The sequence below is a fragment of the Campylobacter sp. LR264d genome (assembly GCF_008633895.1).
GTDB lineage: Bacteria > Campylobacterota > Campylobacteria > Campylobacterales > Campylobacteraceae > Campylobacter_D.
In genome coordinates this window covers 124017-149969 of the sequence record NZ_VJNT01000021.1, presented here as the reverse complement: position 1 = coordinate 149969, position 25953 = coordinate 124017, and the positions used below count along the sequence as shown (strand labels likewise).

Annotated in this window: 26 protein-coding genes; 22 read left to right on the top strand and 4 right to left on the bottom strand. The window is 30.9% G+C overall.

Annotated elements, in window-relative coordinates:
- Positions 1-153: 153 nt before the first annotated feature.
- From napA to FMM56_RS05420, 22 genes are all read left to right on the top strand, one after another.
- Positions 154-2928 carry a periplasmic nitrate reductase subunit alpha gene (gene napA / locus FMM56_RS05520; RefSeq protein WP_150140808.1) on the top strand — a complete coding sequence of 925 codons (2775 nt, stop codon included), beginning with the start codon at positions 154-156 and terminating at the stop codon, positions 2926-2928.
- Positions 2929-2932: 4 nt separating this feature from the next.
- Complete coding sequence (gene napG / locus FMM56_RS05515) at positions 2933-3682, top strand: ferredoxin-type protein NapG (protein WP_150207980.1); 750 nt, start codon at positions 2933-2935, stop codon at positions 3680-3682.
- On the top strand, positions 3679-4461 hold the full coding sequence (gene napH / locus FMM56_RS05510; RefSeq protein WP_150180566.1) for a quinol dehydrogenase ferredoxin subunit NapH: 783 nt from the start codon (positions 3679-3681) through the stop codon (positions 4459-4461). Before napG ends, napH begins: the two co-directional genes overlap by 4 nt.
- 113 nt (positions 4462-4574) lie before the next feature.
- Positions 4575-5027: a nitrate reductase cytochrome c-type subunit gene (locus FMM56_RS05505; protein ID WP_223811475.1), complete on the top strand. Its 453-nt coding sequence runs from the start codon at positions 4575-4577 to the stop codon at positions 5025-5027.
- A complete protein-coding gene (locus FMM56_RS05500) occupies positions 5024-5941 on the top strand; it encodes a WD40 repeat domain-containing protein (RefSeq protein ID WP_150151184.1) in 918 nt (305 codons plus the stop codon). Before FMM56_RS05505 ends, FMM56_RS05500 begins: the two co-directional genes overlap by 4 nt.
- Complete coding sequence (locus FMM56_RS05495; protein WP_150151181.1) at positions 5938-6273, top strand: chaperone NapD; 336 nt, start codon at positions 5938-5940, stop codon at positions 6271-6273. Before FMM56_RS05500 ends, FMM56_RS05495 begins: the two co-directional genes overlap by 4 nt.
- Positions 6274-6326: 53 nt before the next feature.
- Positions 6327-6491, top strand: a complete 165-nt coding sequence (locus tag FMM56_RS08730; protein WP_190317976.1) for a hypothetical protein — start codon at positions 6327-6329, stop codon at positions 6489-6491.
- Positions 6492-6549: 58 nt separating this feature from the next.
- On the top strand, positions 6550-6798 hold the full coding sequence (locus tag FMM56_RS05490; RefSeq protein WP_150140538.1) for a tetratricopeptide repeat protein: 249 nt from the start codon (positions 6550-6552) through the stop codon (positions 6796-6798).
- Positions 6795-7253 (top strand): CiaD-like domain-containing protein, encoded by a 459-nt coding sequence (locus FMM56_RS05485; RefSeq protein WP_150180565.1) that lies wholly within the window; start codon positions 6795-6797, stop codon positions 7251-7253. Before FMM56_RS05490 ends, FMM56_RS05485 begins: the two co-directional genes overlap by 4 nt.
- The gene (locus tag FMM56_RS05480; protein WP_150140542.1) at positions 7222-8334 is read left to right on the top strand and encodes a CCA tRNA nucleotidyltransferase; all 1113 of its coding nucleotides are present in this window, start codon (positions 7222-7224) and stop codon (positions 8332-8334) included. The genes FMM56_RS05485 and FMM56_RS05480 overlap by 32 nt, the downstream gene beginning before the upstream one ends.
- Before the next feature lie 2 nt (positions 8335-8336).
- Positions 8337-9161, top strand: a complete 825-nt coding sequence (gene purU, locus FMM56_RS05475; protein ID WP_150207978.1) for a formyltetrahydrofolate deformylase — start codon at positions 8337-8339, stop codon at positions 9159-9161.
- A 58-nt stretch (positions 9162-9219) separates the two neighbouring features.
- Entirely contained in the window at positions 9220-9756 is a 537-nt protein-coding gene (locus FMM56_RS05470) for a 50S ribosomal protein L25/general stress protein Ctc (RefSeq protein ID WP_150207976.1), read from the top strand.
- Positions 9753-10307 (top strand): aminoacyl-tRNA hydrolase, encoded by a 555-nt coding sequence (gene pth, locus FMM56_RS05465; RefSeq protein WP_150207974.1) that lies wholly within the window; start codon positions 9753-9755, stop codon positions 10305-10307. The genes FMM56_RS05470 and pth overlap by 4 nt, the downstream gene beginning before the upstream one ends.
- A gap of 76 nt (positions 10308-10383) precedes the next feature.
- Complete coding sequence (locus FMM56_RS05460) at positions 10384-11439, top strand: LptF/LptG family permease (RefSeq protein WP_150207971.1); 1056 nt, start codon at positions 10384-10386, stop codon at positions 11437-11439.
- Positions 11440-11478: 39 nt separating this feature from the next.
- Positions 11479-12684 (top strand): diaminopimelate decarboxylase, encoded by a 1206-nt coding sequence (gene lysA, locus FMM56_RS05455; RefSeq protein ID WP_150140553.1) that lies wholly within the window; start codon positions 11479-11481, stop codon positions 12682-12684.
- On the top strand, positions 12685-13884 hold the full coding sequence (locus tag FMM56_RS05450; RefSeq protein WP_150140555.1) for a DNA-methyltransferase: 1200 nt from the start codon (positions 12685-12687) through the stop codon (positions 13882-13884). It abuts the gene before it with no gap.
- Positions 13881-14507 carry a hypothetical protein gene (locus FMM56_RS05445; protein WP_150140556.1) on the top strand — a complete coding sequence of 209 codons (627 nt, stop codon included), beginning with the start codon at positions 13881-13883 and terminating at the stop codon, positions 14505-14507. Before FMM56_RS05450 ends, FMM56_RS05445 begins: the two co-directional genes overlap by 4 nt.
- 142 nt (positions 14508-14649) lie before the next feature.
- Entirely contained in the window at positions 14650-14970 is a 321-nt protein-coding gene (gene rsfS / locus FMM56_RS05440; RefSeq protein ID WP_150140558.1) for a ribosome silencing factor, read from the top strand.
- A gap of 19 nt (positions 14971-14989) precedes the next feature.
- Positions 14990-16048, top strand: coding sequence for a bifunctional histidinol-phosphatase/imidazoleglycerol-phosphate dehydratase HisB (gene hisB, locus FMM56_RS05435; RefSeq protein WP_150151169.1), 1059 nt, complete (start codon positions 14990-14992; stop codon positions 16046-16048).
- Positions 16049-16300: 252 nt separating this feature from the next.
- Positions 16301-20782, top strand: a complete 4482-nt coding sequence (gene gltB, locus FMM56_RS05430; RefSeq protein ID WP_150207969.1) for a glutamate synthase large subunit — start codon at positions 16301-16303, stop codon at positions 20780-20782.
- Positions 20783-20785: 3 nt separating this feature from the next.
- On the top strand, positions 20786-22231 hold the full coding sequence (locus tag FMM56_RS05425) for a glutamate synthase subunit beta (protein WP_150140565.1): 1446 nt from the start codon (positions 20786-20788) through the stop codon (positions 22229-22231).
- Positions 22232-22328: 97 nt separating this feature from the next.
- Complete coding sequence (locus FMM56_RS05420; protein ID WP_150140567.1) at positions 22329-22694, top strand: hypothetical protein; 366 nt, start codon at positions 22329-22331, stop codon at positions 22692-22694.
- A gap of 22 nt (positions 22695-22716) precedes the next feature.
- Here FMM56_RS05420 and FMM56_RS05415 read toward each other — a convergent pair whose 3' ends face one another.
- The 4 genes from FMM56_RS05415 to moaC are packed head-to-tail and all read right to left on the bottom strand — an operon-like array spanning position 22717 to position 25862.
- Positions 22717-24015 (bottom strand): hypothetical protein, encoded by a 1299-nt coding sequence (locus FMM56_RS05415; protein WP_190319019.1) that lies wholly within the window; start codon positions 24013-24015, stop codon positions 22717-22719.
- On the bottom strand, positions 24008-25138 hold the full coding sequence (locus FMM56_RS05410; protein WP_150140571.1) for a hypothetical protein: 1131 nt from the start codon (positions 25136-25138) through the stop codon (positions 24008-24010). Before FMM56_RS05410 ends, FMM56_RS05415 begins: the two co-directional genes overlap by 8 nt.
- Positions 25139-25147: 9 nt before the next feature.
- Positions 25148-25411 carry a DUF493 domain-containing protein gene (locus FMM56_RS05405; protein WP_150140572.1) on the bottom strand — a complete coding sequence of 88 codons (264 nt, stop codon included), beginning with the start codon at positions 25409-25411 and terminating at the stop codon, positions 25148-25150.
- Positions 25389-25862, bottom strand: coding sequence for a cyclic pyranopterin monophosphate synthase MoaC (moaC, locus tag FMM56_RS05400; protein ID WP_150140573.1), 474 nt, complete (start codon positions 25860-25862; stop codon positions 25389-25391). Before moaC ends, FMM56_RS05405 begins: the two co-directional genes overlap by 23 nt.
- Positions 25863-25953: the final 91 nt, after the last annotated feature.

The following is a 25953-nucleotide window of genomic DNA, read 5'->3' as shown; positions in this document are numbered from 1 at the left end:
ATATTATTATTCTTTTTAGATATAATATAAAAAAAGTCCTATAAATAGGGAGTTTTTTTTATTCTTTTCTTGTAAATTTAAGCTAGAATTTAAATTTGATATTTTAAAATATTTTACTATTAAAATTTATTCAAGAAAGGTTAAAAAACGATGATGAATAGAAGAGATTTTATAAAAAACACTGCTGTTGCTAGTGCTGCAAGCGTTGCAGGACTTAGTGTACCAAGCTTTGCAGCAAGTACAAAGGAAGATTGGGAGTGGGATAAGTCAGTTTGTCGTTTTTGCGGAACGGGTTGTGGTATTTTAATAGCTAGAAAAAATGGTAAGATTGTTGCAGTAAAAGGAGACCCTGCTGCACCAGTAAATCGTGGTTTAAATTGCATTAAGGGTTATTTTAATGCTAAGATTATGTATGGTGAGGATAGAATCACTACTCCTTTATTGCGTATGAATTCAAAAGGAGAATTCGATAAAAAAGGTAAATTCCAACAAGTTTCTTGGCAAAGGGCTATTGATGAAATGGAAAAACAATTTAAAAAGACCTATAACGAACTAGGACCTACAGGCATTGGTGTTTTTGGTAGTGGTCAATACACTATACAAGAAGGATACGCTGCTGCCAAGCTTATAAAAGCTGGTTTTAGGTCTCACAACATAGACCCAAATGCAAGACACTGCATGGCTTCTGCTGTTGTTGCTTTTATACAAACCTTTGGCGTTGATGAACCATCAGGCTGTTATGATGATATAGAATTAACCGATACTATTGTAACTTGGGGGGCTAATATGGCTGAAATGCACCCTGTTCTTTGGTCAAGGGTAAGCGATAAAAAGCTTAGTAATGCTGACACGGTTAAACTTGTAAATTTAAGCACCTTTTCTAATAGAACCTCACATATTGCAGATATAGAAATTATTTTTAGACCAAGTACGGATTTAGCTATTTGGAATTATATAGCCAGAGAAATTGTTTATAATCACCCAGAAGCCATTGATCAAAAATTCGTAGATGAACATTGCATTTTTACTACGGGTTTTGCTGATATTGGCTATGGTATGAGACCTAATCCAAATCACCCAAAATTTAAAGAAAGCGAAAAAGATACAGTTGCTAAACAACTTGCAATAACCCTTGATGAAGAAGAAGCAGTTGCTTTATCTCACCTTGGTTTAAAAGCTGGTGATAAGCTTGAAATGAAACATGCCGCACAAGCAGCAGCACATTGGGAAATTAGCTTTGAAGACTTTAAAAAAGGCTTAGCCCCTTATACGCTTGATTATGTAGCAAAGGTAGCTAAGGGCGACGATAATGAAAGTTTAGAAGATTTTAAGAAAAAATTACAAGAACTTGCAAATTTATATATAGATAAAAAACGCAAGGTTGTTAGCTTTTGGACTATGGGTTTTAATCAACACACAAGAGGAACTTGGGTAAATGAACAAGCTTATATGGTTCACTTCTTACTTGGCAAACAAGCAAAACCAGGAAACGGGGCGTTTTCTTTAACAGGACAACCAAGTGCCTGTGGTACTGCAAGAGAGGTTGGTACTTTTTGTCATCGTTTGCCTGCTGATATGGTTGTTGTTAATGCTAAACATAGAGAAATTAGTGAAAAAATTTGGAAGGTACCAGCTAAGACTATAAATCCAGTGAATGGTGCCCCTTATCTAAAAATCATGCGTGATTTAGAAGATGGAAAAATTAAATGGATTTGGGTACATGTAAATAATCCTTGGCATAATACTGCAAATGCTAATCACTGGATAGCAGCAGCTAGAGAAATGGATAATTTTATAGTAGTAAGCGACCCTTATCCTGGCATTTCTGCAAAGGTAGCCGATTTAATCTTGCCAACTGCTATGATTTATGAAAAATGGGGTTCTTATGGTAATGCAGAAAGAAGAACTCAACACTGGAAACAACAAGTTTTACCAGTGGGTTCGGCCATGAGTGATACTTGGCAAATAATGGAATTTGCAAAGAGATTTAAGTTAAAAGAAGTATGGAAAGAACATAAGATTAACGATAAGGTTACTATACCTAGCGTTTTAGAAGAGGCTAAGGCTATGGGATATAACGAAGAAGATACACTTTATGACGTACTTTTTGCAAATAAAGAAGCAAAAAGTTTTGTTGCAAATGACCCTATCATGAAAGGCTATGATAATACAGAAGTAAATGGCGATGATAGAAATGTTGTAGGACCGGATGGTAAGGTATTTAAAGGATATGGCTTTTTTGTTCAAAAATATCTTTGGGAAGAATATCGTAAATTTGGCGTAGGACATGGACATGATTTAGCAGACTTTGATACTTATCATAAGGTTAGAGGATTAAGATGGCCTGTTGTAAATGGTAAAGAAACACAATGGAGATTTAATACTCGCTTTGATTATTATGCTAAAAAGGCTGCTCCAAATTCAGACTTTGCCTTTTATGGAAATGCAAATGCTGCTTTGCAAAGAGGGGATTTAACTAAACCAACAAGTGGCGATGAAAAATTCCCACTTAAAAATAAGGGTAAGATATTCTTTCGTCCATTTATGAAAGCTGTTGAAAGACCTGATGAAAATTATCCTTTCTGGTTATCAACTGGTCGCGTACTAGAACATTGGCATAGTGGTACTATGACTATGCGTGTGCCTGAACTTTATAGGGCTGTGCCTGAAGCCTTTTGTTATATGAATGAACAAGATTGTGAAAGATTAAAATTAAATCAAGGCGATGTAGTATGGATAGAATCTCGTCGTGGTAAGGTAAAGGCTAAGGTTGATATGCGTGGTAGAAATAAGCCACCTGTTGGGCTTGTTTATGTGCCTTGGTTTGATGAAAATGTTTTCATTAATAAAGTATGTTTAGATGCTACTTGTCCACTTTCCAATGAAACAGATTTTAAAAAGTGTGCGGTAAAAATAACTAAGGCTTAAAAATATGAGCGATAGAAGAGAATTTTTTAATTCAGCTTTTAAAGGTCTATGTCTTTGTGCTGGTGGTGGATTTTTAGCTACACTTGCCTTAAATGGCGATGATAGCTATTATCTAAGACCACCAGGTGCAGATGATGAAGAAAAATTTATTAGCAAATGTATTAGGTGTGGGCTTTGCGTAAAGGCTTGTCCTTATGATACATTAAAACTTGCTACTATGTTAGATAGCCCAAAAACAGGCACTCCTTTTTATGAAGCTAGAAAAGTTCCGTGCCGTTTGTGTGATGATATCCCTTGTATTAGGGATTGTCCAACGGGTGCCCTTGATAAAAAATACCTTGAAAAACCAAAGGGAATTTTTGCAACAAAAATGGGAATAGCCATAATAGATAGTGCAAGTTGTGTTGCACATTGGGGAATTCAATGTGATGCCTGTTATAGGGCCTGTCCTTTGATAGATAAGGCCTTAAAGGTAGAAACAAGAAGAAACGATAGGACCTCAAAACACGCATTTTTATTGCCTGTTGTAGACCATGAATTTTGTGTAGGATGTGGACTTTGTGAAAGGGCCTGTATTACTGAACTTCCTGCTATTAGAGTTTTGCCACGTTCTTATGTGTTAGGTAGGGCTGGTGCTCATTATGTAAGGGGTTGGGATGAAGAAGACCAAAAAAGAGTAAAGGATGCTGATACTACAAAAAATTTGAATGAAAAAAAGGTTCAAGATTACCTTAATAGTGGAGATTTGTTATGAAGTACTTAATTTTGAGAAGAATAGTGCAAATTTCACTACTTGCCTTATTTGCTTTTGGGGCTACTGATTTTATTTTAAAAGGAAATTTAAGCTCATCAAAGCTTTTTTCTACAATCCCATTAAGTGATCCTTTTGCTGTTATACAAATACTTCTTGCTTCTTTTGGTATAAATGTAACAGCTTTAATAGGAGCCTTTATTATCTTTGTTTTTTATGGTTTATTTGTAGGTCGTGCTTTTTGTGCTTGGGTTTGTCCTATAAATTTAATTACAGATTTTGCAAATTTCATGCGTAATAAATTTAATTTTAAAAGTAGTAAATTTGCCATTTTAAGTAAGAATTTGCGTTATTATATTTTAGCTTTGGTTTTATTAATGTCCTTTATTTTAAGTATGCCTGTTTTTGAAAATCTTTCTTACATAGGCGTAGTTCATCGAGGCATTATTTTTGGAGAAGCATCTTGGGTTTTTGTAGCCTTTATCATTTTTTGCATTGATACCTTTATATCACCTAGGGCAACTTGTTCGCATTTTTGTCCTTTAGGTGCTTTTTATGCAATTATCTCGCGTTATGCTTTTTTAAAGATTAAATATGACGCAGAAAAATGCACTAAGTGTTATCATTGTATTAATATTTGTCCTGAAAAACAAGTATTAAATATGGTAGGCAAGGAAAGTAAGAGTGTGAGTTCTGGTGAGTGTATTCGTTGTGGACGTTGTATTGAAGTGTGCAATGATGATGCTTTGAATTTTAATTTATTTTATCTAAGGAGAAAATGATGAAAAAGAATAAATTGTTTATATTTTTATTGGTAATAGGATTATTTTTATCATCTTGTAATGATGCTAATGCTAGTAAAAAAACTGCAAAGATTTCAAAGGCACAAGAAGAAATGAATTCCGATACCCTAGGCTTTAGAAAAGGTGACTTAGCAGATGAAAAAGTTGTTTTTACAGATATTAGCTATGCTGGAAAAGAAGCAGGAGAATCAATACTTTATGAAAGGGCCTTTGAAAATGCTCCACCACTTATTTCTCACGCGATAGAAGATATGCTTCCTATTACAGCTGATAATAATCTATGTTTAAGTTGTCATGATAAGGCTATAGCTGTTGATGTTGGAGCTACTTCTTTACCTGCTACTCATTATTATGATTATAGAAATAATAAATCAACAGGTGATACACTAAGTGATTCTCGCTTTAATTGTACTGCTTGTCATGTTGCACAAAGTGATGCTAAACCTATAGTGGCAAATGTGTTTAAGGCGGAATTTAAAGACGATGATCTTAAAAAGAAGTCAAATCTTATTGATGTTATGAATGAGGGCGTTGATTATAAATGATAAGAATTTTTTTCATTATAAGCTTTATTTGTAGCTTGGTTTTTTCTTATGAGTTGCGTATAAATTCTAATGTTACAGCTTTAAAGCTTGATGATAAAAATTTATACATAGGCACAGATAGTGGAGAAATTTTACTTTACACTATCGATGATAAGGTTTTATCAAACCTTATCGCTTTGCCTAGTATAGAAAATTTTTATGGAAAATCAGCTGCTTCTATTTTTTCTATGGATGTTTTTAAAGATAATTTAAGTATTTTAAGCGAATCTTCTTATGGTAAAAAAGATGTACATATTTATAAAAATGCTACACTTAAAAAAATAGGTCAAAAAGATGATGAGATAAAAAAGGTTTTTTTCATAGATGACAATATCTTACTCGTAGTATATTTAGGTTCAGAAATAATATTATATGATTTAACAAATTCTAAGATTACTAAAAGTTTTAAATTTTCTCATTCAAGTTTAAATGATGCTGTTTTAAGCAAGGATAGAAAATTTCTTGTGGCAGGTTTTGAAAGTGGAGAGATTGAAATTTTTGATATTAAAAAATGGGCTTTGAGTGCTAAATTTAGTGGGGTCCATAAAGATAATATATATCAGGTTGATTATAAAAATAATGTTATTGTAAGCTGTGGTACAGATAGACGCATAGGTATTATTAAAAATGGCAAAGAAAATTTTTTACAAAAAACCTTTTTAATGTATGATTGCGCCTTAAATCCAAGTGGTAGCATAGCTGCGTTTAGTGATAATAGTACTAATGTTACAGAGTTAGTTGATACTAGTACGCTTAGTACCATTGTTAAATTTGATGATATTAATTTATTAAGTGAGTTTATAGTATTTATAAACGATAATGAATTTATTATTGCAGGTTATGGAGATGTGATTTTATTTAGGAGTGTAAAATGAATTTATCAAGTGTTTTAATTGTTGCAAAGGAAGAAAATATTCCTAATTTAAAAAAAGATATTGAAGGGGTTGAAAATTGTTCGATTGAGTTAGTTGAAAATGGCAAGATTGTAGCTGTTATTGAAAGTGAGGATTTTGATAGCCAGGTTGGTACTTATAAAAAGCTTGAACAATTACCAAATATCATTGATATAAGTATGATTTTTACTTATCAAGACTTAGAAGAAGATATTGACAAGGCACAAAATAGCGACGCAGCTAGGGTGATTAATAAGGACCAAAAGGCAGAAGATATAGTTTATGGTGGTTCTGTACCCGATGAGTTTGCTTAAAATTTGAAAAAATTTGCTACAATGCTTTTTTATTTTTTTTAAAGAAGTGTTGTATGATTTTTTTAATCCCTATTCTTATAATTATTGCAATTTTATTTGGCATAGATTATTTATATTTTAATGATGATAAAAATACAAACAAAACAAAACAAGAATTAAATATTAGCATTGATGATGAAAAACAAAAACATATTAAAGAACTTTTTAAAAAGCAGTAATTTTTTGATTTATTAAATTAAATTTGATAAAATAAGATTTAAATTTATTTAATGGAAAATAATGAAAAATACTATCACAGAGGCTTCAATTTACGAGGCACAGGGCTTAAAACAAGAGGCCTTAGAAATTTATAAAAATATACTAAAAAAAGACCCGAATAATCAAAATGCAATTGATGCTATTCGTCGTTTAAGTGGCTTTCGCTCAAAACATGAAGATTTAAATATACAAATGCTTGATTTTTTTATAAAAATGAAAAGCGAAAAAGAAATTAGTGAATTTAAAAGGTGGTTGATTAGGATATGAAAAAGGATTTACGAGATTTAGCAAAGCAAACTATTAGCGAAGTTGAGTTGCACGAGGCAAAAAGAAAAAGTGAGCTTGAGTTAAAAGAAGAAAATAAAAAAAAAGAGGAATTAAGGCTTAAAGAAGAAAGACTAAGAAAAGAACAAATTCAAAGACTTGAAGAAGCTAAAAAGGCTGAAAGTGTAAAAAAAGAAATTCAACTTGAAAAGCCTATTTTGCCTAAGATAGAAGATGAGATTCAAGTACTTGAAAGTGAAATTTTAAATCCTAGTATCACAGAACAGGTCCAAGTTTCAAAAGAAGATATGTTTTTAAGAAATCTTAGAGAAAGGATTTTAGTGCTTTTTGAGGGTTTAAATAGCGTTGAAAAGGATCAATTAGAACAGAGATTGCAACTTACTACGAATTTTTTAGAGTTTTTACTTGCAAATATCGAAGATAAGCTTAAAGACTAAACCCGAACTTGCCTTTATACGTGATTTTTTAAGATCCTATACAAAAAGGGCTTTTTTGGTTGGGGGCAGTGTAAGGGACTTGTTTTTAGGCTTAGAGGTAAATGACTTTGATATAGAACTTTATGATTTAAGCATTGAAGATTTTGAAAAGCTTATGCAAAAGCTTGGAGCAAAGGGCTTTGGAAAAAGCTTTTTTGTGTATAAGTTTGAAAATTTTGATCTATCCCTAGCAAGAATTGAAAATAAAATTTCTTACGGGCATAAGGGCTTTGAAGTTAGCCTTTGTCAAGATGAAAAAATAGCAGCAAAAAGGCGAGATTTTAGTATAAATGCTTTAATGATAAATATTTTTAATGATGAATTACTAGATTTTTATAACGGGCTTAATGACCTTCAAAATGGCATTTTAAGGCATATTGATGATGATAGTTTTAAAGAAGATAGTTTAAGAATTTTAAGGGCTATTTATTTTGTATCGCGTTTTAATTTTGATATAAATGATTTAAGTTTAAAATTAATGCAAAGTATGGATATATCGGACTTAAGTTTGGATAGAATAAATAGCGAACTTTATAAATTTTTTAAAGGACAATACCTTTCAAAGGCCTTTTTTTACTTGCAAAAATTAAATTTAGAAAAAAGGCTTTTTAACCTTGATACAAATGATGAAAATTTTATAATCTTACTTGAAAAATATAGAAAATTTATTAAAGATGATAGCTTTTTTTTATATTTTTACCTAAATTATTTTAATATAAATAAGAAAGATTTTTTTAAAAGAACAAGGCTTAAAAATTCTTATTTAAAGGCAAGTTATGAGCCTTTTTTTAAAGATGATATGAGCGATTTTGATTTTATGAAAATTTCTACCCTAATGCCTTTAAAAACATGGCTTGGACTTTGGGATGAAGAAAGGATTAAAAGGGCTAGGGAGTTAAAAATTTATAACGAGAGTTTTAAAAGTGAAATTTCTTCACAAAGTTTAATGCAGCAGGGCTTTTATGGTAAAATGTTAGGCGAAAAACTTGCTAGTTTAAAGGAACTTGAACTAAAAAATTATTTAAAAAAATTTAAGGATTAATGATGATTTATATATTAAAAATTTGCACAAATGATGAAAAAGGCTTGATATATAGAATTTCTGATGTGATTTTTAAATATCATATAAATATTATTAAAAATGATGAATTTGTCGGTGAAAATATGTTTTTTTTTAGGGCTATTTTAGAAGGGGACTTTGATAAGGATGCTTTTATTGGGACTTTAAGTGCAATGTTGCCTGCAAATTCAAAGATTGAAGTACATTTAAAACTTAAAAAAAATATTGTTGTTTTTGCAACTAAAGAAAGTCATTGTTTAGGGGATTTGTTAATAAGGCATTATAGTGATGAGTTAGGGGCAAACATTAAAGCTGTTATTTCAAATCATGAAGTTTTAGCTAATTTAGTAAAAAAATTTGATATAGATTTTCATAGTATAAAAAGTGAGAATTTAGACAGACAAAGCCACGAAGAACTTATTTTACAATGCTTAAAAGAATATGACTTTGATTATTTGATTTTAGCAAAGTATATGAGAATTTTATCGCCAAATTTTGTTAGTCATTTTGAAGGAAAAATTATAAATATACACCATTCTTTTTTACCTGCTTTTATAGGTGCAAACCCTTATAAACAAGCCTTCGAAAGAGGAGTAAAGATAATAGGGGCTACGGCTCACTTTGTAAATAATAACCTAGATGAAGGTCCTATTATAACCCAAGATGTTTTATCGATTAATCATGAATTTAGCTGGCAAGATATGCAACAAGCTGGGCGAAATGTAGAAAAAAATGTACTTTCAAAGGCCTTAGATTTAGTCTTTGATGATAGAATTTTTATTTTTCAAAATAAGACTATTATTTTTTAATTTTTTATAAGAGAATTTTTGATAAAATCAGCGTTTATTTTTTATGAAAGGACAAAAGATGTTAGAAGGTATCGTTAGAGAGAGTATCGGTAGAAAAGCTTCTAAGGCTTTAAAAAGAGATGGTTATCTAATCGCAAACATCTATGGAAAAGGCTTAGAAAATATCAATGCAGCCTTTAAAGTAAATGACTTTATCAAAGAAGTGCGTAAAAAAACTACTTTAGCCTTTGATGTAAAGATAGGAGATAAGGTTTTAAATGTGGTTGTAGTTGACTATCAAAAAAACCCTGTTACAAGCGATTTAAAGCATGTTGATTTAAAGGTAGCTCAAAAGGGCGTTGTTTCTAAATATATGATACCTGTTAAGGTAGTAGGAACTGCGATAGGGCTTAAAAATAAGGGTGTTTTAATACAATCAAAACGTAGATTAAAGGTAAAATGCACAGCTGAGGATTTACCAAATTTCTTTGAACTTGATGTAAGCAAATTAGATGTTGGAGATGCCTTACTTGTAAGAGATGTCGTAGCTCCAAAGGGTGTAAGCATAATAGACGCACAAAGGGTAGCTGTAGTTGGCGTAGAAAAAGCTAGATGATTTTAGTCGCAGGACTTGGCAATATAGGCAAGGAGCATGAAAATACTCGCCATAATGCCGGTTTTATGCTTGTGGATTTGTTTTTAGAAAATTCACAAGCTCTTATAATCTCAAATTCCAAATTTCAAGGCGAAGTTAGAAAGTTAAATTCCACTCTTTTTTTAAAGCCTCACACTTATATGAATTTATCAGGCAAAAGTATTAAAGCCGTATATGATTTTTACAAATGTCAAAGACTTATAGTAATACACGATGATATAGATTTAAGCTTGGGTACCTTGAAATTTAAAAAGGGTGGAGGCAATGGTGGGCACAATGGGCTTAAAAATATAGACTTGCTTTTGGGAAATAGTTACGAGCGAATTCGCATAGGCATAGGTAAAAATGACAATGTTTTAAACTATGTTTTGGACGAGTTTAAAGAAGAAGAAAAGAAAATTTTAGCCCCTGTTTTAGAAACAGCTTGCAAGGCTTTAAATGAGCTTTTAAAAAATGATGATTTAGCTTATATCGCTTCTAAATTTAGCTTAAGGGCTAAAAAGGAAGTTTAAGCATTAAAAACTTTCATACTTACAAAATATTGTATTTTCTATGCTAAGATTTACAAAAATCTTTAAAGTGTTGTAAATGTGGATATTTTTTCGTTTTATTTCAAGTATTTATCTTAAAAATTTTTTCATACTTTTTTTTGCTTTGCTTGGTTTTTATTGTGGTATTGATTTACTTTTAAATTTTAAAGACTTACCAAATTCGGCAAACTTAGGCCTACTTTACACGCTTTTTTTGGCCTTTAGTGCAATTACTTATGTTTTACCTATATCTTTGATTTTTGCCCTTGTTTTATCCTTGCTTAATATGATAAGAAACAATGAATTTGTAAGCCTTTACGCTTTGGGGCTTAGTAAAAATTTGGTGATTATTTTTCCCTTTATTTGGGCGATAATTTTTTGTTTTATATATATTATCTCAAATTTTACCCCCTTTGCTTATGCAAATGATTATAAAAGAAATATATTAAAAAATGGCACTTTAAGTAAGCAAAGTACTGACCTTTTTTTAAAATTTGATGATAGCTTTATTTATATTTCTAGCTTAAATGAACAAAATACATTAAACGAGGTTAAAATTTTTAATATTAAAGATTTAAATTTAAGCTCTTTTATAGTGGCTAAAAAGGCTGTTTTTAAAGATGAAACCTGGACCTTAAAAGAAACAAATGCTACTAGCTTACCAGACACGTTTTTACTTGGTGAAAATGGCTTTGTTAAGGAAAATTTTGAAAGTATATCAGGGCTTGCTGGTTTTAAACCAAAGATTATTGAAAATGTGGCAAATAACCGCGATTCTTCCATTAAAGATAGCCTTGAAAGCCTTATTTTATTTAAAGAACAAGGTATTAACATTAATGCTATTAAAATCTCGCTTTACAAGCAAATTTTTACGCCCTTTTTTGCCCCTTTTTTAATGTTAATAATGTATTATTTTTTTCCTATTATTAGTAGATTTTTTAATCTCGCCTTTGTAGCCTTTGTAGCCTTTATCGTAACCTTTGCTGTGTGGGGTACTTTATTTATAGCTATGCGTCTTAGTGAAAATGGCGTGATAGCTTCTGAACTTGCCATTGTTTTACCTATACTTTGCCTTGGATTTTTTGCCTTTTTTATTTTTTATAAGCATCGCTAAGTTTTTTTATAGTAAAATTACAATTTTTAAGGATTAACAATGGATTATAAAGCTTTAAGAGATACTTATCAAACCCCCTTTTATATATATGATTTTGACGCTATAAAAGAAAGATTTTTACATTTAAAAGAAGCCTTTAAGGCAAGAAAATCACAAATTTTTTATGCCCTAAAGGCTAATTCAAATTTAAGCCTTTTAGCACATTTAGTAAGACTTGATAGTGGCTTTGATTGCGTTAGTATAGGCGAAGTAAAAAGGGCCTTAAGGGCAGGTGCAAAGCCTTATAAAATAATATTTAGTGGGGTTGGAAAAAGTGAAAGTGAGCTTAAAGAGGCCCTAAATTTAGATATTTTATATATAAATTTGGAAAGTGATGCTGAAATGCTAGTGCTAGAAAAGGTAGCAAAAGCCTTAAATTTAAAGGCTAGAATTAGCATTCGTGTTAATCCAAATGTAGATGCAAAAACTCACCCTTATATTGCTACTGGCTTAAATGAAAATAAATTTGGCGTTAAGCTTGAAGTGGCTAAAAAAATGTATCTTTACGCACAAAATAGCGATTTTTTAGAACCTGTTGGTATTCATTTTCATATAGGTTCTCAACTCCTTGACACAAGCCCTATAATAGAAGCAGCAAAGATTATAGCCTCCTTGGTTAGGGAACTAAAATCAGCTAATATTGAGCTTAAATTCTTTGATGTAGGTGGGGGTTTGGGCGTTGTTTATGAAAACGAACAAGAACCAGATTTATACGAGTACGCACAAGGAATTTTATCTTGCTTAAATGGGCTTGATGTAACCATTTGTGTAGAACCTGGACGTTTTTTAGTGGCAAAAAGTGGGGAATTAGTAAGTAGCGTTTTATATGAAAAAATCACTCCTTCTAAAAGATTTATTATAGTTGATGCTGCTATGAATGATTTAATAAGACCTAGCTTGTACGAGGCCTATCACGAAATAGTTTTACCCTATAATGATAATGAAAAAAGTCTTTGTGATGTGGTGGGTGGAATTTGTGAAAGTGGGGATTTTTTTGCTAAGGATAGAATGCTACCAAAGAGTAAGAGTGGGGATATTTTAGTGATTAAAAATAGTGGGGCGTATGGCTTTAGTATGAGTAGTAATTATAACTCACGTCCTAGAGTTTGCGAACTAGCCATTGAAGATAAAAAAGTAAGATTAATAAGAAGAAGGGAGAGTTTTGAGGACTTAATAGCTTTAGAACTTTTAGGGAGTAAAATTTAATTGAAAGATTGTAAGTCTTATTTAGAAACCATACTTGAAAAAAGTGAAAAGTATTTAAAAAAACATTTTAAAGCAAAAGAATATAAAGATTTTTTGCAAAGTATTTCTTATATAAAAAATATAAAAGATAAAAAAGAAGTTGTTAAATTTTTTGAAAAGCACTATTATAAATTTATAAAAGAACTTTATCAAGCACAATATAAATACGATGAAAAATTAGAAAATTTTTTACAAGAAAAAGAAGATAAAAAGATTATTTGGGGAGATTGTTTAAGGGCTTTAAGGCTTATGAAAAGTGAAAGTATATCTTGCATGGTAACTTCTCCTCCTTATTATAACGCAAGAAACTATGCTAAATGGAAAAATTTAGATGAATATTTTAAGGATATGGAAAAAATTTTAAAAGAGTGTTATAGGGTTTTGGATAATCACCGAGTTTTTGTATTTAATGTTGGTGATATATTCGACAATGACAATTTATTTACAAGTTCTACTTGGGGAAAAAGACGTTTACCACTTGGGGCGTATTTTATAATCTTATTTGAAAAAATAGGTTTTACCTTTGTAGATGATATTATTTGGGACAAAGGAGAGGTGCAAAGTCAAAGGCATAAAAATGGCAACAAGCCTTATCCATACTATCAATATCCTATGAATTGTTATGAGCATATTTTGATTTTCCATAAACACAGATTAGATGAAAATCGCTATCCTTGTCCAGTTTGTGGTTGTTTGCAAGTTAATGGCAATGCTTATACAGAAAGAGGTTTGAAAAGTTGGGAGTGTAAAAATTTAGATTGCTTTGAAAGAAGTAAGGCAAATAGGGGCAAAAGATTTAGTGCAAAAACCTTTATCACTCAAAATGATGAAAATAATATTAAAAATGAGATTAGCAAAGATTTTATTTATGCTTGGCGTAGGGATATTAAAAAAATAAATCCTGTGATTAAGATAAATTCTAAGGGACAAAATATCTTAGGACATAGTGCCCCTTTTCCAACGCAAATTCCAGAATTTGCCGTAAGAATGTTTAGCTATAAAGGTGAAAGAGTCTTAGACCCCTTTGCCGGTCTTGGTACAAGTATAATAGTGGCAAGTAAGCTAGGACGCGTAGGAATAGGAATTGAACGCGATTTAAGTACAAAAGAATATGTTTATAATTTTTTAGGCAAAGAAAATTTAAAAGAATTTATTTTATGAGCGAAAATATAGATAAGAAAAAACAAGTTATTGGACTTTATGGTGAAATGCAACTTGCAATGAAACTTCACGCACTAGGTTGGCAAGTACATAGAAGTTATATTGATGAGGGCATAGATTTTGTAATTTCAAAATATTTTTGCAAAAAATGTAATAAATTTAGCAATCAATTTATAAGACAAGTACAATACGAAGGAAAGAATTCAAAATGCGTTACAAATTTATGCGAGTTTTGTAAAATACAAAAACTAGATATTATCACAAAGTATTTACAGGTAAAAACTAGCGAAGGAAAACCTACCAATGAAGAAACAATAAGAATGTTTAGTTTTCATCCAAAAATTCGCTATGATTTAGATAGAAATGTTTTTTATGTGTGGACTGCTGTTTTTGGGGAAGATGATTTACAAAAAGCTACTATACATTATTATATTTTTAATACAGATGAAGTTTGTAAATTTGATAATTTAGCCTTAGATACCTATCAAATAACTGATAATCAAAAAACAAGTTTGCGTATAAATTTACAAGGAAAAGTGTTAAATAGTAGTAAAAAATACAGCTATGAGTGTTTTAAAGATTTTCATAATAATTTTATGATTTTAGAAAAAGTTGATTATTAAAATTTCACTACAAATTTTTACGCCTTTGCGAGTATTTTTAAAATTATTCTTATCAATTAAATATTTACAAGTTAGCAATAAACAAAATTTAACAAATAGCTTGATACAATAGCGAAAATTTTTGATTGTTTTAAGGATTAAAATGCAAGAAAGAATTGATTATATAGTTAAAATTTTAGATGAAAAAAAGGCTGAGGATATTCAAATTTTTGATATGCAAGAGTATTTTGTAAAATTTGTAATTATTGCTACTACCTTGGGCGAAAAACATGCTTTGGGCTTGGTTGATGAGCTTAAAGAAAAATTAAAGGCAAAAAATGAGCAGTTTTTAGCCATCGAAAGTGGCGAAGAATGGTGTGTGCTTGACCTTGGTGATATATTAATTCATCTTTTAACGCCTGTAAAAAGAGAACTTTTTAAGATAGAAGAACTTTTAGAAAGTTTAAAGAAAAAACAAAATTAATTATTTTTTAAAGGAAAAAATTATGGAAAAAATATTATTTATAGACAGAGATGGAACACTTATAAAAGAACCAAAGGATAATTTTCAAGTAGATAGCCTTGAAAAATTAAGCTTTGAAAAAGGGGCTATAAAGGCATTAATGAGACTTAAAAATTTCGGTTTTAAATTCGTTCTTGTTAGCAATCAAGACGGGCTTGGGACCTCTTCGTTTGCTTTGCAAGATTTTAAACTTCCGCAAGAAAAAATGCTTGAAATTTTAAAAACTTGCGATATAGAATTTAAGGATATTTTTATTTGTTCTCATTTTGAAAATGAAAATTGTGAGTGTAGAAAGCCTAAAACAGCCTTGCTTAATGAGTATATTAAATTTAATCTTTTTGATAAAGACCAAAGTTTTGTAATAGGCGATAGGGACACTGATATGATACTGGCTTCAAATTTAGGCATTAAAGGGCTTAAATATGGAGAAAAAAGCTGGGATGATATTACAAATGAAATTTTATCTTCTTTTAGAATGGCAAATATTACTAGAAAGACAAAGGAAACTGATATTAATGTTAAACTTTGCCTAAATGGTGGCAAAATAAGTATTAACACGGATATAGGTTTTTTTGACCATTTATTAGAACAAATCGCTGTTCATTCTGGCATAGGGCTTGAAATTTCTTGTAATGGTGATTTGCACATAGATGAACACCATAGCGTTGAAGATGTTGCCCTTGCACTTGGAACTGCCATAAAAAAGGCCTTAGGTGATAAGATAGGCATCGGGCGATATGGCTTTGTTTTGCCTATGGATGAGAGTTTGGCAAGTTGTGCTATTGATTTTTGCAATCGCCCACATTTAGTTTATAAGGCTAAATTTAAAAAGCAAAAATTAGGCAAACTTAGTACAGAAATGATTTATCATTTTTTCTATTCCCTTGCTTATTCAATGGGTGCTAGTTTGCATTTAAAGGTTAAAGGCAAAAACGAACACCATAAGGCAGAAGGCTTATTTAAGGCGTTTGCAAGAGCTTTTAAAATGGCTATTAAAATAGAAAATGAAAAGCTTTCAAGTTCAAAGGGCGTTTTATAAATTTTTTATATTTTTTTTCTAAATCCCTTTAAAATACTTAAATTCTAACTATTTAACGCATAATCCTTTATTTAAATTTCAATTTAAATTTTTAATTTTTAAAATAAAGGGCTAATTATTATTTAAATTTTTGTGTAAATTTTTAATAATACAAAAATATTTTTTTAATTTATTTATTTTTAATATAAAAAATCTTGCTAAATTAAAAAAATATGTGTATAATTTCAAAACAAATTAACACAAGGAGATAAAATGCAAGTAGATAATATCCTTGATAATAACAAAGATATAGGACTTTATAGCCCAAGATACGAACATGATGCCTGTGGTATAGCTGCGGTTGCAAATATTAGAGGTATGGCTAGTTATAAGGTGGTTTGTGATGCCTTAGAAATTTTAATGCAGCTTGAACACAGAGGTGGGGCTGGTGCAGAAGAAAATTCAGGCGATGGGGCTGGTATTTTAATACAAATTCCACATGATTTTTTCTTAACCCAAGAATTAGGTTTTGTTTTGCCTCAAAGGGGCAATTATGGGGTTGCACAAATGTTTTTATCTCCAAATTTTGCCGCAAAAGAAGAAGCTAAAGAAATTTTTTTACAAGCTTTAAAAGACATAAATGTTGAGTTTTTAGGCTTTAGAGAGGTGCCTGTTAATCCAAGCGATTTAGGGGCAACTGCACTAAAGGCCATGCCTTATTTTTTACAAGCCTTTGTTAAAAAGCCTGATAATATACAAAGTGGCATTGAATTTGAGCGTTTACTTTATAAATTGCGTCGTTTGATTGAAAAACGTACCTTTAATGTGCCAAAATTTTATTTTTCTAGTTTTTCATCGCGTACTATTGTTTATAAGGGAATGTTACTTTCTACTCAATTAAGTGATTTTTACCTAGATTTTAAAGATGTAAATATGAAAAGTGCAATAGCCCTTGTTCATTCTCGTTTTTCTACAAATACCTTCCCAAGCTGGGAAAGGGCACACCCAAATAGATATATGGTGCATAATGGAGAGATTAATACAATCCATGGTAATGTCCATAATATCATGGCTAGAGAAGGGCTTATGCAAAGTGATTATTTTGAAGATTTACAAGATATCTTTCCTATAATAGCTAAGCCAAGTAGCGATTCTGCAATGTTTGATAATACCTTAGAATTTTTAGCTTTAAATGGTCGCACCTTAGAAGAGGCCTTTATGATGATGGTACCTGAACCTTGGCATAAAAATAGCACAATGGGGCCTAAAAAAAGGGCCTTTTATGAATATAATTCTATGTTAATGGAACCATGGGACGGCCCTGCTGCAATTATCTTTACAGATGGCATCGTAATGGGTGCTAGTCTTGATAGAAACGGCTTTCGCCCAAGTAGGTATTATCTAACGAAGGATGATTTTTTAATACTTTCAAGTGAAACAGGGGCCTTAAAACTCGATGAAAAAAATATTAAGGCTAAAAAACGTTTAGAACCTGGAAAATTATTGCTTGTGGATACTGCAAGGGGTAGGCTAATAGCTGATGAAGAGTTAAAATCTCATTATGCAAATGCAAAGCCTTATGAAAAATGGCTTAAAAATTTAATACACCTTGATAAACAACATAGCAAAAATTATAAGCATGAATTTTTAAGCAAGGAAGAAGTACTAAGACTTCAAAAGGCCTTTGCTTATAATTATGATGAGTTAAGTCAAAGTATTTTACCTATGGCACAACACGGAAAAGAAGCCTTAGGGGCAATGGGCGTTGATACCCCATTAGCCGTGCTTTCAAAGCAATATCAACCCCTTTATAATTATTTTAAACAACTTTTCGCACAAGTTACAAATCCTCCACTTGATGCAATAAGAGAAGAAATAGTAACTTCTACTAGAATTTATTTAGGTAGAGAAGGAAATTTATTAAAGGCTGATGAAAATAACGCTAAAAGAGTGAAAATTTCACTGCCTATAATTAGCAATGAAGAACTTTTTGAGATAAGGTCTTTGAAGAAATTTCAAGTTAAGGAATTTTCTTTGCTTTATGATTATAATAAAAAATCGCTTGAAAATGCTTTAAGCGAGCTTTTTGAAAGGGTTGAAGAAGAGATTAAAAAGGGCGTTTCAATTATCATTTTAAGCGATAAGGGTGTAAATGCAAAAAATGCTTATATCCCTTCTTTATTAGCTGTTTCAGGTCTTCATAATTACCTAGTTAGAAAGTCCTTAAGAACACATGCTAGTATTATTATACAAACTGGTGAGGCTAGAGAAATTCATCATTTTGCTTGTTTGTTAGGATATGGGGCAACAGTTATTAATCCCTATTTAGTTTATGAAAGCATTTATCAATTAATAGAAAATAAAAATTTAAATTTAAGCTATGAAGATGCCATTTTAAATTTTATAAAGGCTAGTTCAAAGGGTATTGTTAAGATTGCCTCAAAAATGGGCGTTTCTACCTTGCAAAGCTATAATGGTTCAGCTCTTTTTGAATGTTTAGGTTTAAACTCACAAATGATAGATAAATACTTTACCCTTACAACTTCAAGGATTGAAGGCATTAGTTTGCAAGATTATGAAAAAGAATTGATTAATATACATAAAAACGCCTTTACTATGCCTTTAAAAGCACTTGATTCTATGGGCGTTCATGGGTTAAGGAGTCAAAAAGAAGAACACCTACTTGACCCTCTTGTGATTTTTCATTTGCAAAATTCTTGTAAAAATAATGATTATAAGGAATTTAAAAAGTATAGTGCTTTAATTGATAAAAAGCAGCTTAATCTTCGTTCTTTAATGGAATTTGATTTTAGCGAGGCCATTGATATTGAAAAGGTAGAAAGCGTTGAAAGTATAATGAAACGTTTTAAAACAGGGGCTATGAGTTATGGTTCTATCTCAAAAGAAGCCCATGAGTGCTTAGCAATGGCTATGAATTTAATAGGGGCAAAGAGCAATTCTGGCGAAGGTGGAGAGGATGAAAGTCGTTATGTAAATGATAAAAACTCAGCCATTAAGCAAGTAGCAAGTGGTCGTTTTGGCGTTGATTTAAATTATTTAGTACATGCTAAAGAAATTCAAATCAAAGTAGCACAAGGTGCAAAACCTGGCGAAGGCGGGCAATTAATGGGCTTTAAGGTTTATCCTTGGATAGCTAAGGCTAGGCATTCTACGCCGGGAGTTACTTTAATTTCTCCTCCACCTCACCATGATATTTATAGCATAGAGGACTTAGCTCAATTAATCTATGATTTAAAAAATGCTAATAAAGATGCAAAAATTTCAGTAAAACTTGTTAGTGAAAGTGGCATAGGAACCGTAGCTGCTGGGGTTGCAAAGGCCGGGGCGAATTTAATCTTAGTTTCAGGCTATGATGGGGGAACTGGGGCTAGTCCTAGAACTTCAATAGCAAATGCTGGAATTCCTTGGGAACTAGGACTTGCTGAAACTCACCAAACTTTAATTTTAAATAATCTAAGAGAAAGGGTACGCCTTGAAACAGATGGAAAATTAATGAATGGTAGGGATTTAGCCATTGCTGCATTGTTAGGGGCTGAGGAATTTGGTTTTGCGACTGCCCCTTTAATAGTTTTGGGTTGTACTATGATGAGAGTTTGCCATTTAAATACCTGTCCTTTCGGTATAGCGACGCAAGATACAAAGCTTAGGGATAGGTTTAAAGGAAAGGCTGAACATGTAGTAAATTTCATGCGTTTTATAGCACAAGATTTACGTGAATATATGGCAAGGCTTGGCTTTGAAAAGCTTGATGATATGATAGGTAGGGTTGATAAATTAAGACAAAAAGAAATACAAGGAAAGGCTAGTAAGATAAATTTAGATAGAATTTTAAAATCCTTGCCTACTTATAATAAAAATGCCGTGCATTTTCAAGGTTTTAAGGATAATAAGCTTGAAAAGACTATTGATTATAGAATTTTATTGCCACTTTGCAAGAGTGCTTTGGCAAAAAAAGAACCTATAAAATTATCCTTACAAGTTAGCAATCTAAGTAGGACCTTTGCTACCATGCTTTCAAGTGAAATTTTAAAGCATTATGGTAAGGATAGCCTTAAAGAAGATAGCATTCACATAAATGCTATAGGCAATGCTGGAAACAGCTTTGGGGCTTTTTTAGCAAGAGGAATTGTACTAGAAATAATAGGCGATAGCAATGATTATTTAGGTAAGGGCTTAAGTGGCGGTAAGATTATAGCAAGGATCTCACAAGATGCTACCTTTAGCCCCGAAGAAAATATAATAGCTGGTAATGCTTGTTTATATGGGGCTACTGAAGGCGAGGTGTATTTAGATGGCATTGCAGGAGAGAGATTTTGCGTTAGAAATTCAGGGGCAAAGGCCGTTGTTTTAGGAACTGGTGTTCATGGTTGTGAGTACATGACAGGAGGGCTTGTTGTGGTACTTGGTGATGTGGGTGTGAATTTTGGTGCTGGTATGAGTGGAGGAGAGGTCTTTATCTTTGGAAGGCATAATGAAGCTCATGTAAATACTGAACTTGTGGATATTAAGGCATTGAGTGCTAAGGATGAAAAGGTTTTAAAAGCCATGATTGAAAAGCATATTTTTTATACAAATTCTAAAAAGGCAAAAAATATCTTGCAAAAATTTGATAAAAAAGATTTTTTCAAGGTTATGCCAAGGGACTATGAAAAAATGCTTAAAATGCTTGAATTTTGTAAAAAAGAAGCAGACCCTGAACTTAGTGCTTTTTTAAAATTAAGCAAGAAAGGATAGAAAATGGGCAATATAAGAGGATTTTTAGATTTTAAAAGGGTGAATTTTAAAAAGCTTGATTCTAAGCAAAGAATTAAAAATTTCAAGGAATTTAGTCAGGCTTTAAGCAAGGAAGAACAAGAAATTCAAGGCGGAAGGTGCATGAATTGTGGGGTTGCTTTTTGTCAAGCTGGTTTAATCGAAGAAAACAAAGAAATAGGCTGTCCTTTGCGAAATTTAATCCCTGAATGGAATGATTTAATCTATAAGGGCTTATGGGAACAAGCTTATGAAAGACTTGATTTAACCAATCCTTTCCCTGAATTTACAGGCAGGGTTTGTCCTGCACCTTGTGAAGATTCTTGCGTTTGTGCTATAAATGGGGCTAGCGTTAGCATTAAAAATAATGAATTTGCTATTATTGAAAATGCTTTTAAGGAAAAATTTATAAAAATTTCAAAGCCAAATTTAAATGGTAAAAAAATGGCCATTGTAGGAAGTGGACCGGCTGGACTTGCCTGTGGATATCGCTTAAACGAACTTGGCTTTAAGGTCAGTATCTTTGAAAGAAGTGATAGGATAGGTGGGCTTTTAATGTATGGAATTCCTGATATGAAATTAGAAAAAAGCGTTATAAATAGGAGAGTTGAATTACTCAAAAAAAGTGGCATTGAGTTTCATTGTTCTTATGATATCAATAGCAAGGAAAAAGCAAATAAGCTTTTAAAAGATTATGATGGGGTTGTGCTTTGTACTGGTGCGAGTAAGGCTATTGATTTAAATATTAAGGGTAGGAATTTAAAAAATATCATGTTTGCTGTGGATTTTTTAACTATGAATACAAAGTCCTTACTAGATAAAAATGCACCAAATGATTTAGCTAAAAATAAGGATGTTTTGATTATAGGAAGTGGGGATACAAGTGTTGATTGCGTGGCAGTTGCACTAAGGCAGGGAGCAAAATCAATAACTCGCTTTGAAAGAAGTCCAAAAAGACCATTAAAAAGGGTCCAAAATAATCCTTGGCCTTTAAAGGCTGATATATTTAGTACTGATTATGGTTTAGAAGAAGCCATTGCTGTTTATGGCAAGGATGTTAGAATGTATCAAAAATTAACTAAGGAATTTGTGGGTGAAAATGGCTTTGTAAAGGGCGTTTATGCAAGTGATTTAAAAAGAGAAGCGATAAATTCAAAAATGGTAAATGTTGAAATTGCAAATTCAAGTAAATTTTATAAGGCTGATTTAATCTTGCTTGCTATGGGTTTTAGTGGCAGTGAAAATGAGCTTAAATCAAATTTTAATATTAAATTTGATGAAAAAAATAATATTTTAACAAATGATTATCAAACCTCTCATAAAAAAATCTTTGCTTGTGGTGATGCTAGAATGGGACAAGCTCTTGTCGTATGGGCTATAAAGGATGGCTTAGAATGTGCTAATAGTATTTATAAAAGCTTTTTTGCATAAAAGTGAAAGTTAAATTTTAAAAAAAGTAGTTTTAAATTTCACATTAACTTCACTAAATTTTAGTTATAATTTCGTAAGTTTTTAAAAAGGAGTTATTATGAAGAAAAAAATTGCAACTTGCTTACTAGCTTTATCTTTGACAGGTGTTTTATATGCAGATAGTGGTACTTATGGTACTATCGTTGATATAAATGATGCTGCAAAGACTATTTTAGTAGAAACTACTTATGGTCAAAGGATAAATGTTAAAATTTTGCCAAATACTGAAATAGACATGGAAGATTGTGGCATTTTTGGTACGGATAAACAAGGTACTTTTAGCGATTTACAAGTAGGTACCTTTATAAAGGCTAAAACCTTTTATGGCTATGGTTATGATGCAAATCAACAACAAAACCCTCAACAAATTCAAAACGCAACTGCAAGAGAAATAGAAATTGAATGCAAAAAAAGGGCATATTAAAGTACAGCAAAAAGGCTGTGCTTTAATTTAGCTTATAATCTTTTTTAAGCTTTCTTAGTTCAAAAATAAATTTAAAAAAACCACCCTTGTAACGATTTTTATAAGCCTTTATTAGGGCTTGTCCTAATTTATAAGAAAAGAAATTATTACAACTTATACTTTCATTGATTTTATTTTGTTTAATCAAAGAAACACAAGCATTTATCACCTCTTCATAAAGTGTGTTATTTATTATTAAATTTGTAAAATCTCGTTCTTCTAACATGCTTTGCTTATTTAAATTTGTAAAATCTATATTTTCTTCATCATCCTTTATAAGAAAAAAGGCTATTAAATCAAAATAAGCAAGCTTTTTACTATCCTTATAATTACTTAAACAAGCGTGAAAATATTCTGTATTTGGCTTATTTTTATCATTAAAACTAACTATACTTTCATCATCTACAATAAAATTTGTGTTTAAAATTTCACAAAACAAATTCAAAGCAGCCATTTCTTTAACAAGTTCGTATTTTTTATTTTTTATATAAATGCTTGAATTAATTTTAAGGACGTTTTCACTAAATTTTTTACTCTCATTCCAAGAATGAAGCCCGGCTAATCTATAACCCTTTGAATTTGGTGGAAATTTTAAGCTTATGTCTTTATCAAGTCTATAAGTTAATTCTTCAAAGGCTGAGTTTTTAGCTATATTTTCTTTGGGTTTTTTTGATAGATTTATCATATCACTTGGTTTTATTATTAAAAAATTATCTATGTTATTGTTATTTTCAATTTTTTTTGGATAATGATAGTTTTTTAAATTTGTCATTATTAATTTTCCTATCTTAGCCATGATATTTGCAGGTTGGTGAACCTCAAACATATTAGCAAATTCAATCAAATTCATCTTACTAAATGCCTTTTGTAAATTTATGATATTAAAGCCAAAATTATTTGCGTTTAGAATGTGTAGGTTATTTATTATTTGATGATTTGCCTTGTAAAAGGGCAAGATAAGCACGACTACCTTTTTTTGCAAGGAGTGTAAATAACGATAATAATAAAAAATGTATCTAGCTATTAAGTTAAGTGGCAATTTTTCTCGTGGGGCTTGATTATTATAAATTTCATTTACATTACTTTCTGTGATTATTAAACTAGCATTTGCAAAAATTTCCTTATGTCTTATTAATTCATATAAATTTTGCAAAGAGGTGCAATATCCAAGGGAAAAATTATAAAAGTTTAATTCTTTTTCTTTAGCTACTTCTTTTATACCTTTTTGCAGTCCATTTACCATAACGCAGTTTGAACCACCAAGTAAGATAATATTACTCACCATTGCCCTTTAATAAATTCTTAGCTCTCTCCCAAAGTCTAAGTCCAAGCTGTTTACTTTGTGCTAGATTGAAATTTTTATATTTTTCGCTATTAAGCCTTTCAAGTTCTGAAATTTCTTGCTTAAAGCCGTCAATCTTTCTTTGAGTAAGCTTGTTAAAATTATCAATTGCCGGGCTTTTTTTAAGTTCATTTAAGGCAAGTTTTATTTGTTCTCTACTTTCATTTGCAAGACGTTTAAATTTAGCAAAAATGCTATCTAATTCATTTTCAAGTAAGGTTAAAACGATTTTTTTGCAAGGGTCCTTTTGTTTTTGTATTATAAGCTTTAAAAGGGCTATAAATTCATCTTCTATGCCTATTAATTCCTTTTCATTTATCTGTAAATTTGCATAAGGCAGGGTATTTTTTAGTTTATCAATGGCTAACTCAATTCCTTCTTGAGTTCCCTTAATAGCACCCAAACTTAAATCCTTTGCATAAATTATAGAGGTATTTGCTAACTCAAATGCCGTTTCTAGCACCACTTCAGAAAGTTGCATTATCCTTTTTTTCTCAAATTGAGCTTCATTTACAGCATTATAAACTAAATACTTAGCTATTTCACCACTTGTAAACTCAATATCCTCAGCCTTTTCAATGGTCGTTAAAAAAGCACTTTCGGCAGTTTCTTTTAAAATTCCTAATGTTTCTAAATCAAATAAAATAGCATCATTTAAACCACTTTTAAATTCATCCTTATAAGGACTATCTTGCAAGGCCTTTTCAAATTCTAAAAAATAATTACTAGTTTGATTTTTAATGGAATTTTTTTGATTTTGAATTTGTTTGCTTAAAAGTTCTAGTTCATTTATCATAGCATAAAGCTTATTTTGTGATTCTTGCATACTTGCCTTAATTAAGGCCTTTATCAGCCTTGAGGTATTTTCATCATTTAATAAATCAAGCCTTTTTAAAATGGCTAAAAAGTCCATTAAAAGAGCATTTAAAAGGCTTTCTTTATTGCTTGAATTTACAAGTTGCTTATAAGCTAAACTAAAGCTTAAATCCTCGATTAAATAACTAATCTTGTCTCTATCAGCATTTACAAGCGAATTTTCAAAAATCATTAATGTATTTTGCATATTTTTTCCTTATAAGACAAATTGTGCTTTTGCTTTTAATCTTTCAAATATATCAAGCCTATCTTTTTTACTATTAACAAAGACGCTAAGCAAGTAGCTTTGATACTTACCATTTTTACTTGAATGGCTGTGCTGGTATTTGTATTCTCTTTGTACTAAAAGTTCTTCAAAAATTTCTTTTGCTAAAATATGACTTTTCAAAATAACCTTATATTCCCAAAAGGTAGGATAATTAATAATAGGTTCTTGCTTAATTTCGTTCAAATTTACCACTTTTGCCCCCTTCTTTGCTTAAAAGCATAATATCGCTTATTATCATAGTTTTATCAATTGCCTTTACCATATCATAAATGGTTAAAAGCCCTATACTAACGCCTGTTAAAGCTTCCATTTCAACGCCTGTTTTATTTTCGCATTTTACCCTAACAAAGAGTTTAAAACTATAATCTTCTTTGCATTCTTCAATATTTGTTTGAACATTGCTAATCATTAAGGGGTGGCACATAGGGATTAATTCGCTAGTTTTTTTTGCCCCCATAATGGCTGCAACAATGGCAGTTTCAAGGACAGCCCCCTTTTTGTTTGTATGATTTTTAATGGCTAAAAAGGCATCCTTACTCATAGAAATTCGCCCACTTGCAAGGGCTATTCTTTTTGTTATATCCTTAGTGCTTACATCTACCATTTTTGGACGATTATTTTCATCTAAGTGCGTTAAATTCATAAAAAAACCTTGAAAAAATTTTAAAATTATAACTAAAACTTTGAAATTTTAGCTAAAATAAGTTTTCAAATTCCAAATTTAAAGGAGAAAA

Coding starts and splice junctions, on each gene's coding strand:
- napA (WP_150140808.1), top strand. CDS start 154: ATGAATAGAAGAGATTTTATAAAAAACACTGCTGTTGCTAGTGCTGCA.
- napG (WP_150207980.1), top strand. CDS start 2,933: ATGAGCGATAGAAGAGAATTTTTTAATTCAGCTTTTAAAGGTCTATGT.
- napH (WP_150180566.1), top strand. CDS start 3,679: ATGAAGTACTTAATTTTGAGAAGAATAGTGCAAATTTCACTACTTGCC.
- FMM56_RS05505 (WP_223811475.1), top strand. CDS start 4,575: ATGAATTCCGATACCCTAGGCTTTAGAAAAGGTGACTTAGCAGATGAA.
- FMM56_RS05500 (WP_150151184.1), top strand. CDS start 5,024: ATGATAAGAATTTTTTTCATTATAAGCTTTATTTGTAGCTTGGTTTTT.
- FMM56_RS05495 (WP_150151181.1), top strand. CDS start 5,938: ATGAATTTATCAAGTGTTTTAATTGTTGCAAAGGAAGAAAATATTCCT.
- FMM56_RS08730 (WP_190317976.1), top strand. CDS start 6,327: ATGATTTTTTTAATCCCTATTCTTATAATTATTGCAATTTTATTTGGC.
- FMM56_RS05485 (WP_150180565.1), top strand. CDS start 6,795: ATGAAAAAGGATTTACGAGATTTAGCAAAGCAAACTATTAGCGAAGTT.
- purU (WP_150207978.1), top strand. CDS start 8,337: ATGATTTATATATTAAAAATTTGCACAAATGATGAAAAAGGCTTGATA.
- FMM56_RS05470 (WP_150207976.1), top strand. CDS start 9,220: ATGTTAGAAGGTATCGTTAGAGAGAGTATCGGTAGAAAAGCTTCTAAG.
- pth (WP_150207974.1), top strand. CDS start 9,753: ATGATTTTAGTCGCAGGACTTGGCAATATAGGCAAGGAGCATGAAAAT.
- FMM56_RS05460 (WP_150207971.1), top strand. CDS start 10,384: ATGTGGATATTTTTTCGTTTTATTTCAAGTATTTATCTTAAAAATTTT.
- lysA (WP_150140553.1), top strand. CDS start 11,479: ATGGATTATAAAGCTTTAAGAGATACTTATCAAACCCCCTTTTATATA.
- FMM56_RS05445 (WP_150140556.1), top strand. CDS start 13,881: ATGAGCGAAAATATAGATAAGAAAAAACAAGTTATTGGACTTTATGGT.
- rsfS (WP_150140558.1), top strand. CDS start 14,650: ATGCAAGAAAGAATTGATTATATAGTTAAAATTTTAGATGAAAAAAAG.
- gltB (WP_150207969.1), top strand. CDS start 16,301: ATGCAAGTAGATAATATCCTTGATAATAACAAAGATATAGGACTTTAT.
- FMM56_RS05425 (WP_150140565.1), top strand. CDS start 20,786: ATGGGCAATATAAGAGGATTTTTAGATTTTAAAAGGGTGAATTTTAAA.
- FMM56_RS05420 (WP_150140567.1), top strand. CDS start 22,329: ATGAAGAAAAAAATTGCAACTTGCTTACTAGCTTTATCTTTGACAGGT.
- FMM56_RS05410 (WP_150140571.1), bottom strand. CDS start 25,138: ATGCAAAATACATTAATGATTTTTGAAAATTCGCTTGTAAATGCTGAT.
- moaC (WP_150140573.1), bottom strand. CDS start 25,862: ATGAATTTAACGCACTTAGATGAAAATAATCGTCCAAAAATGGTAGAT.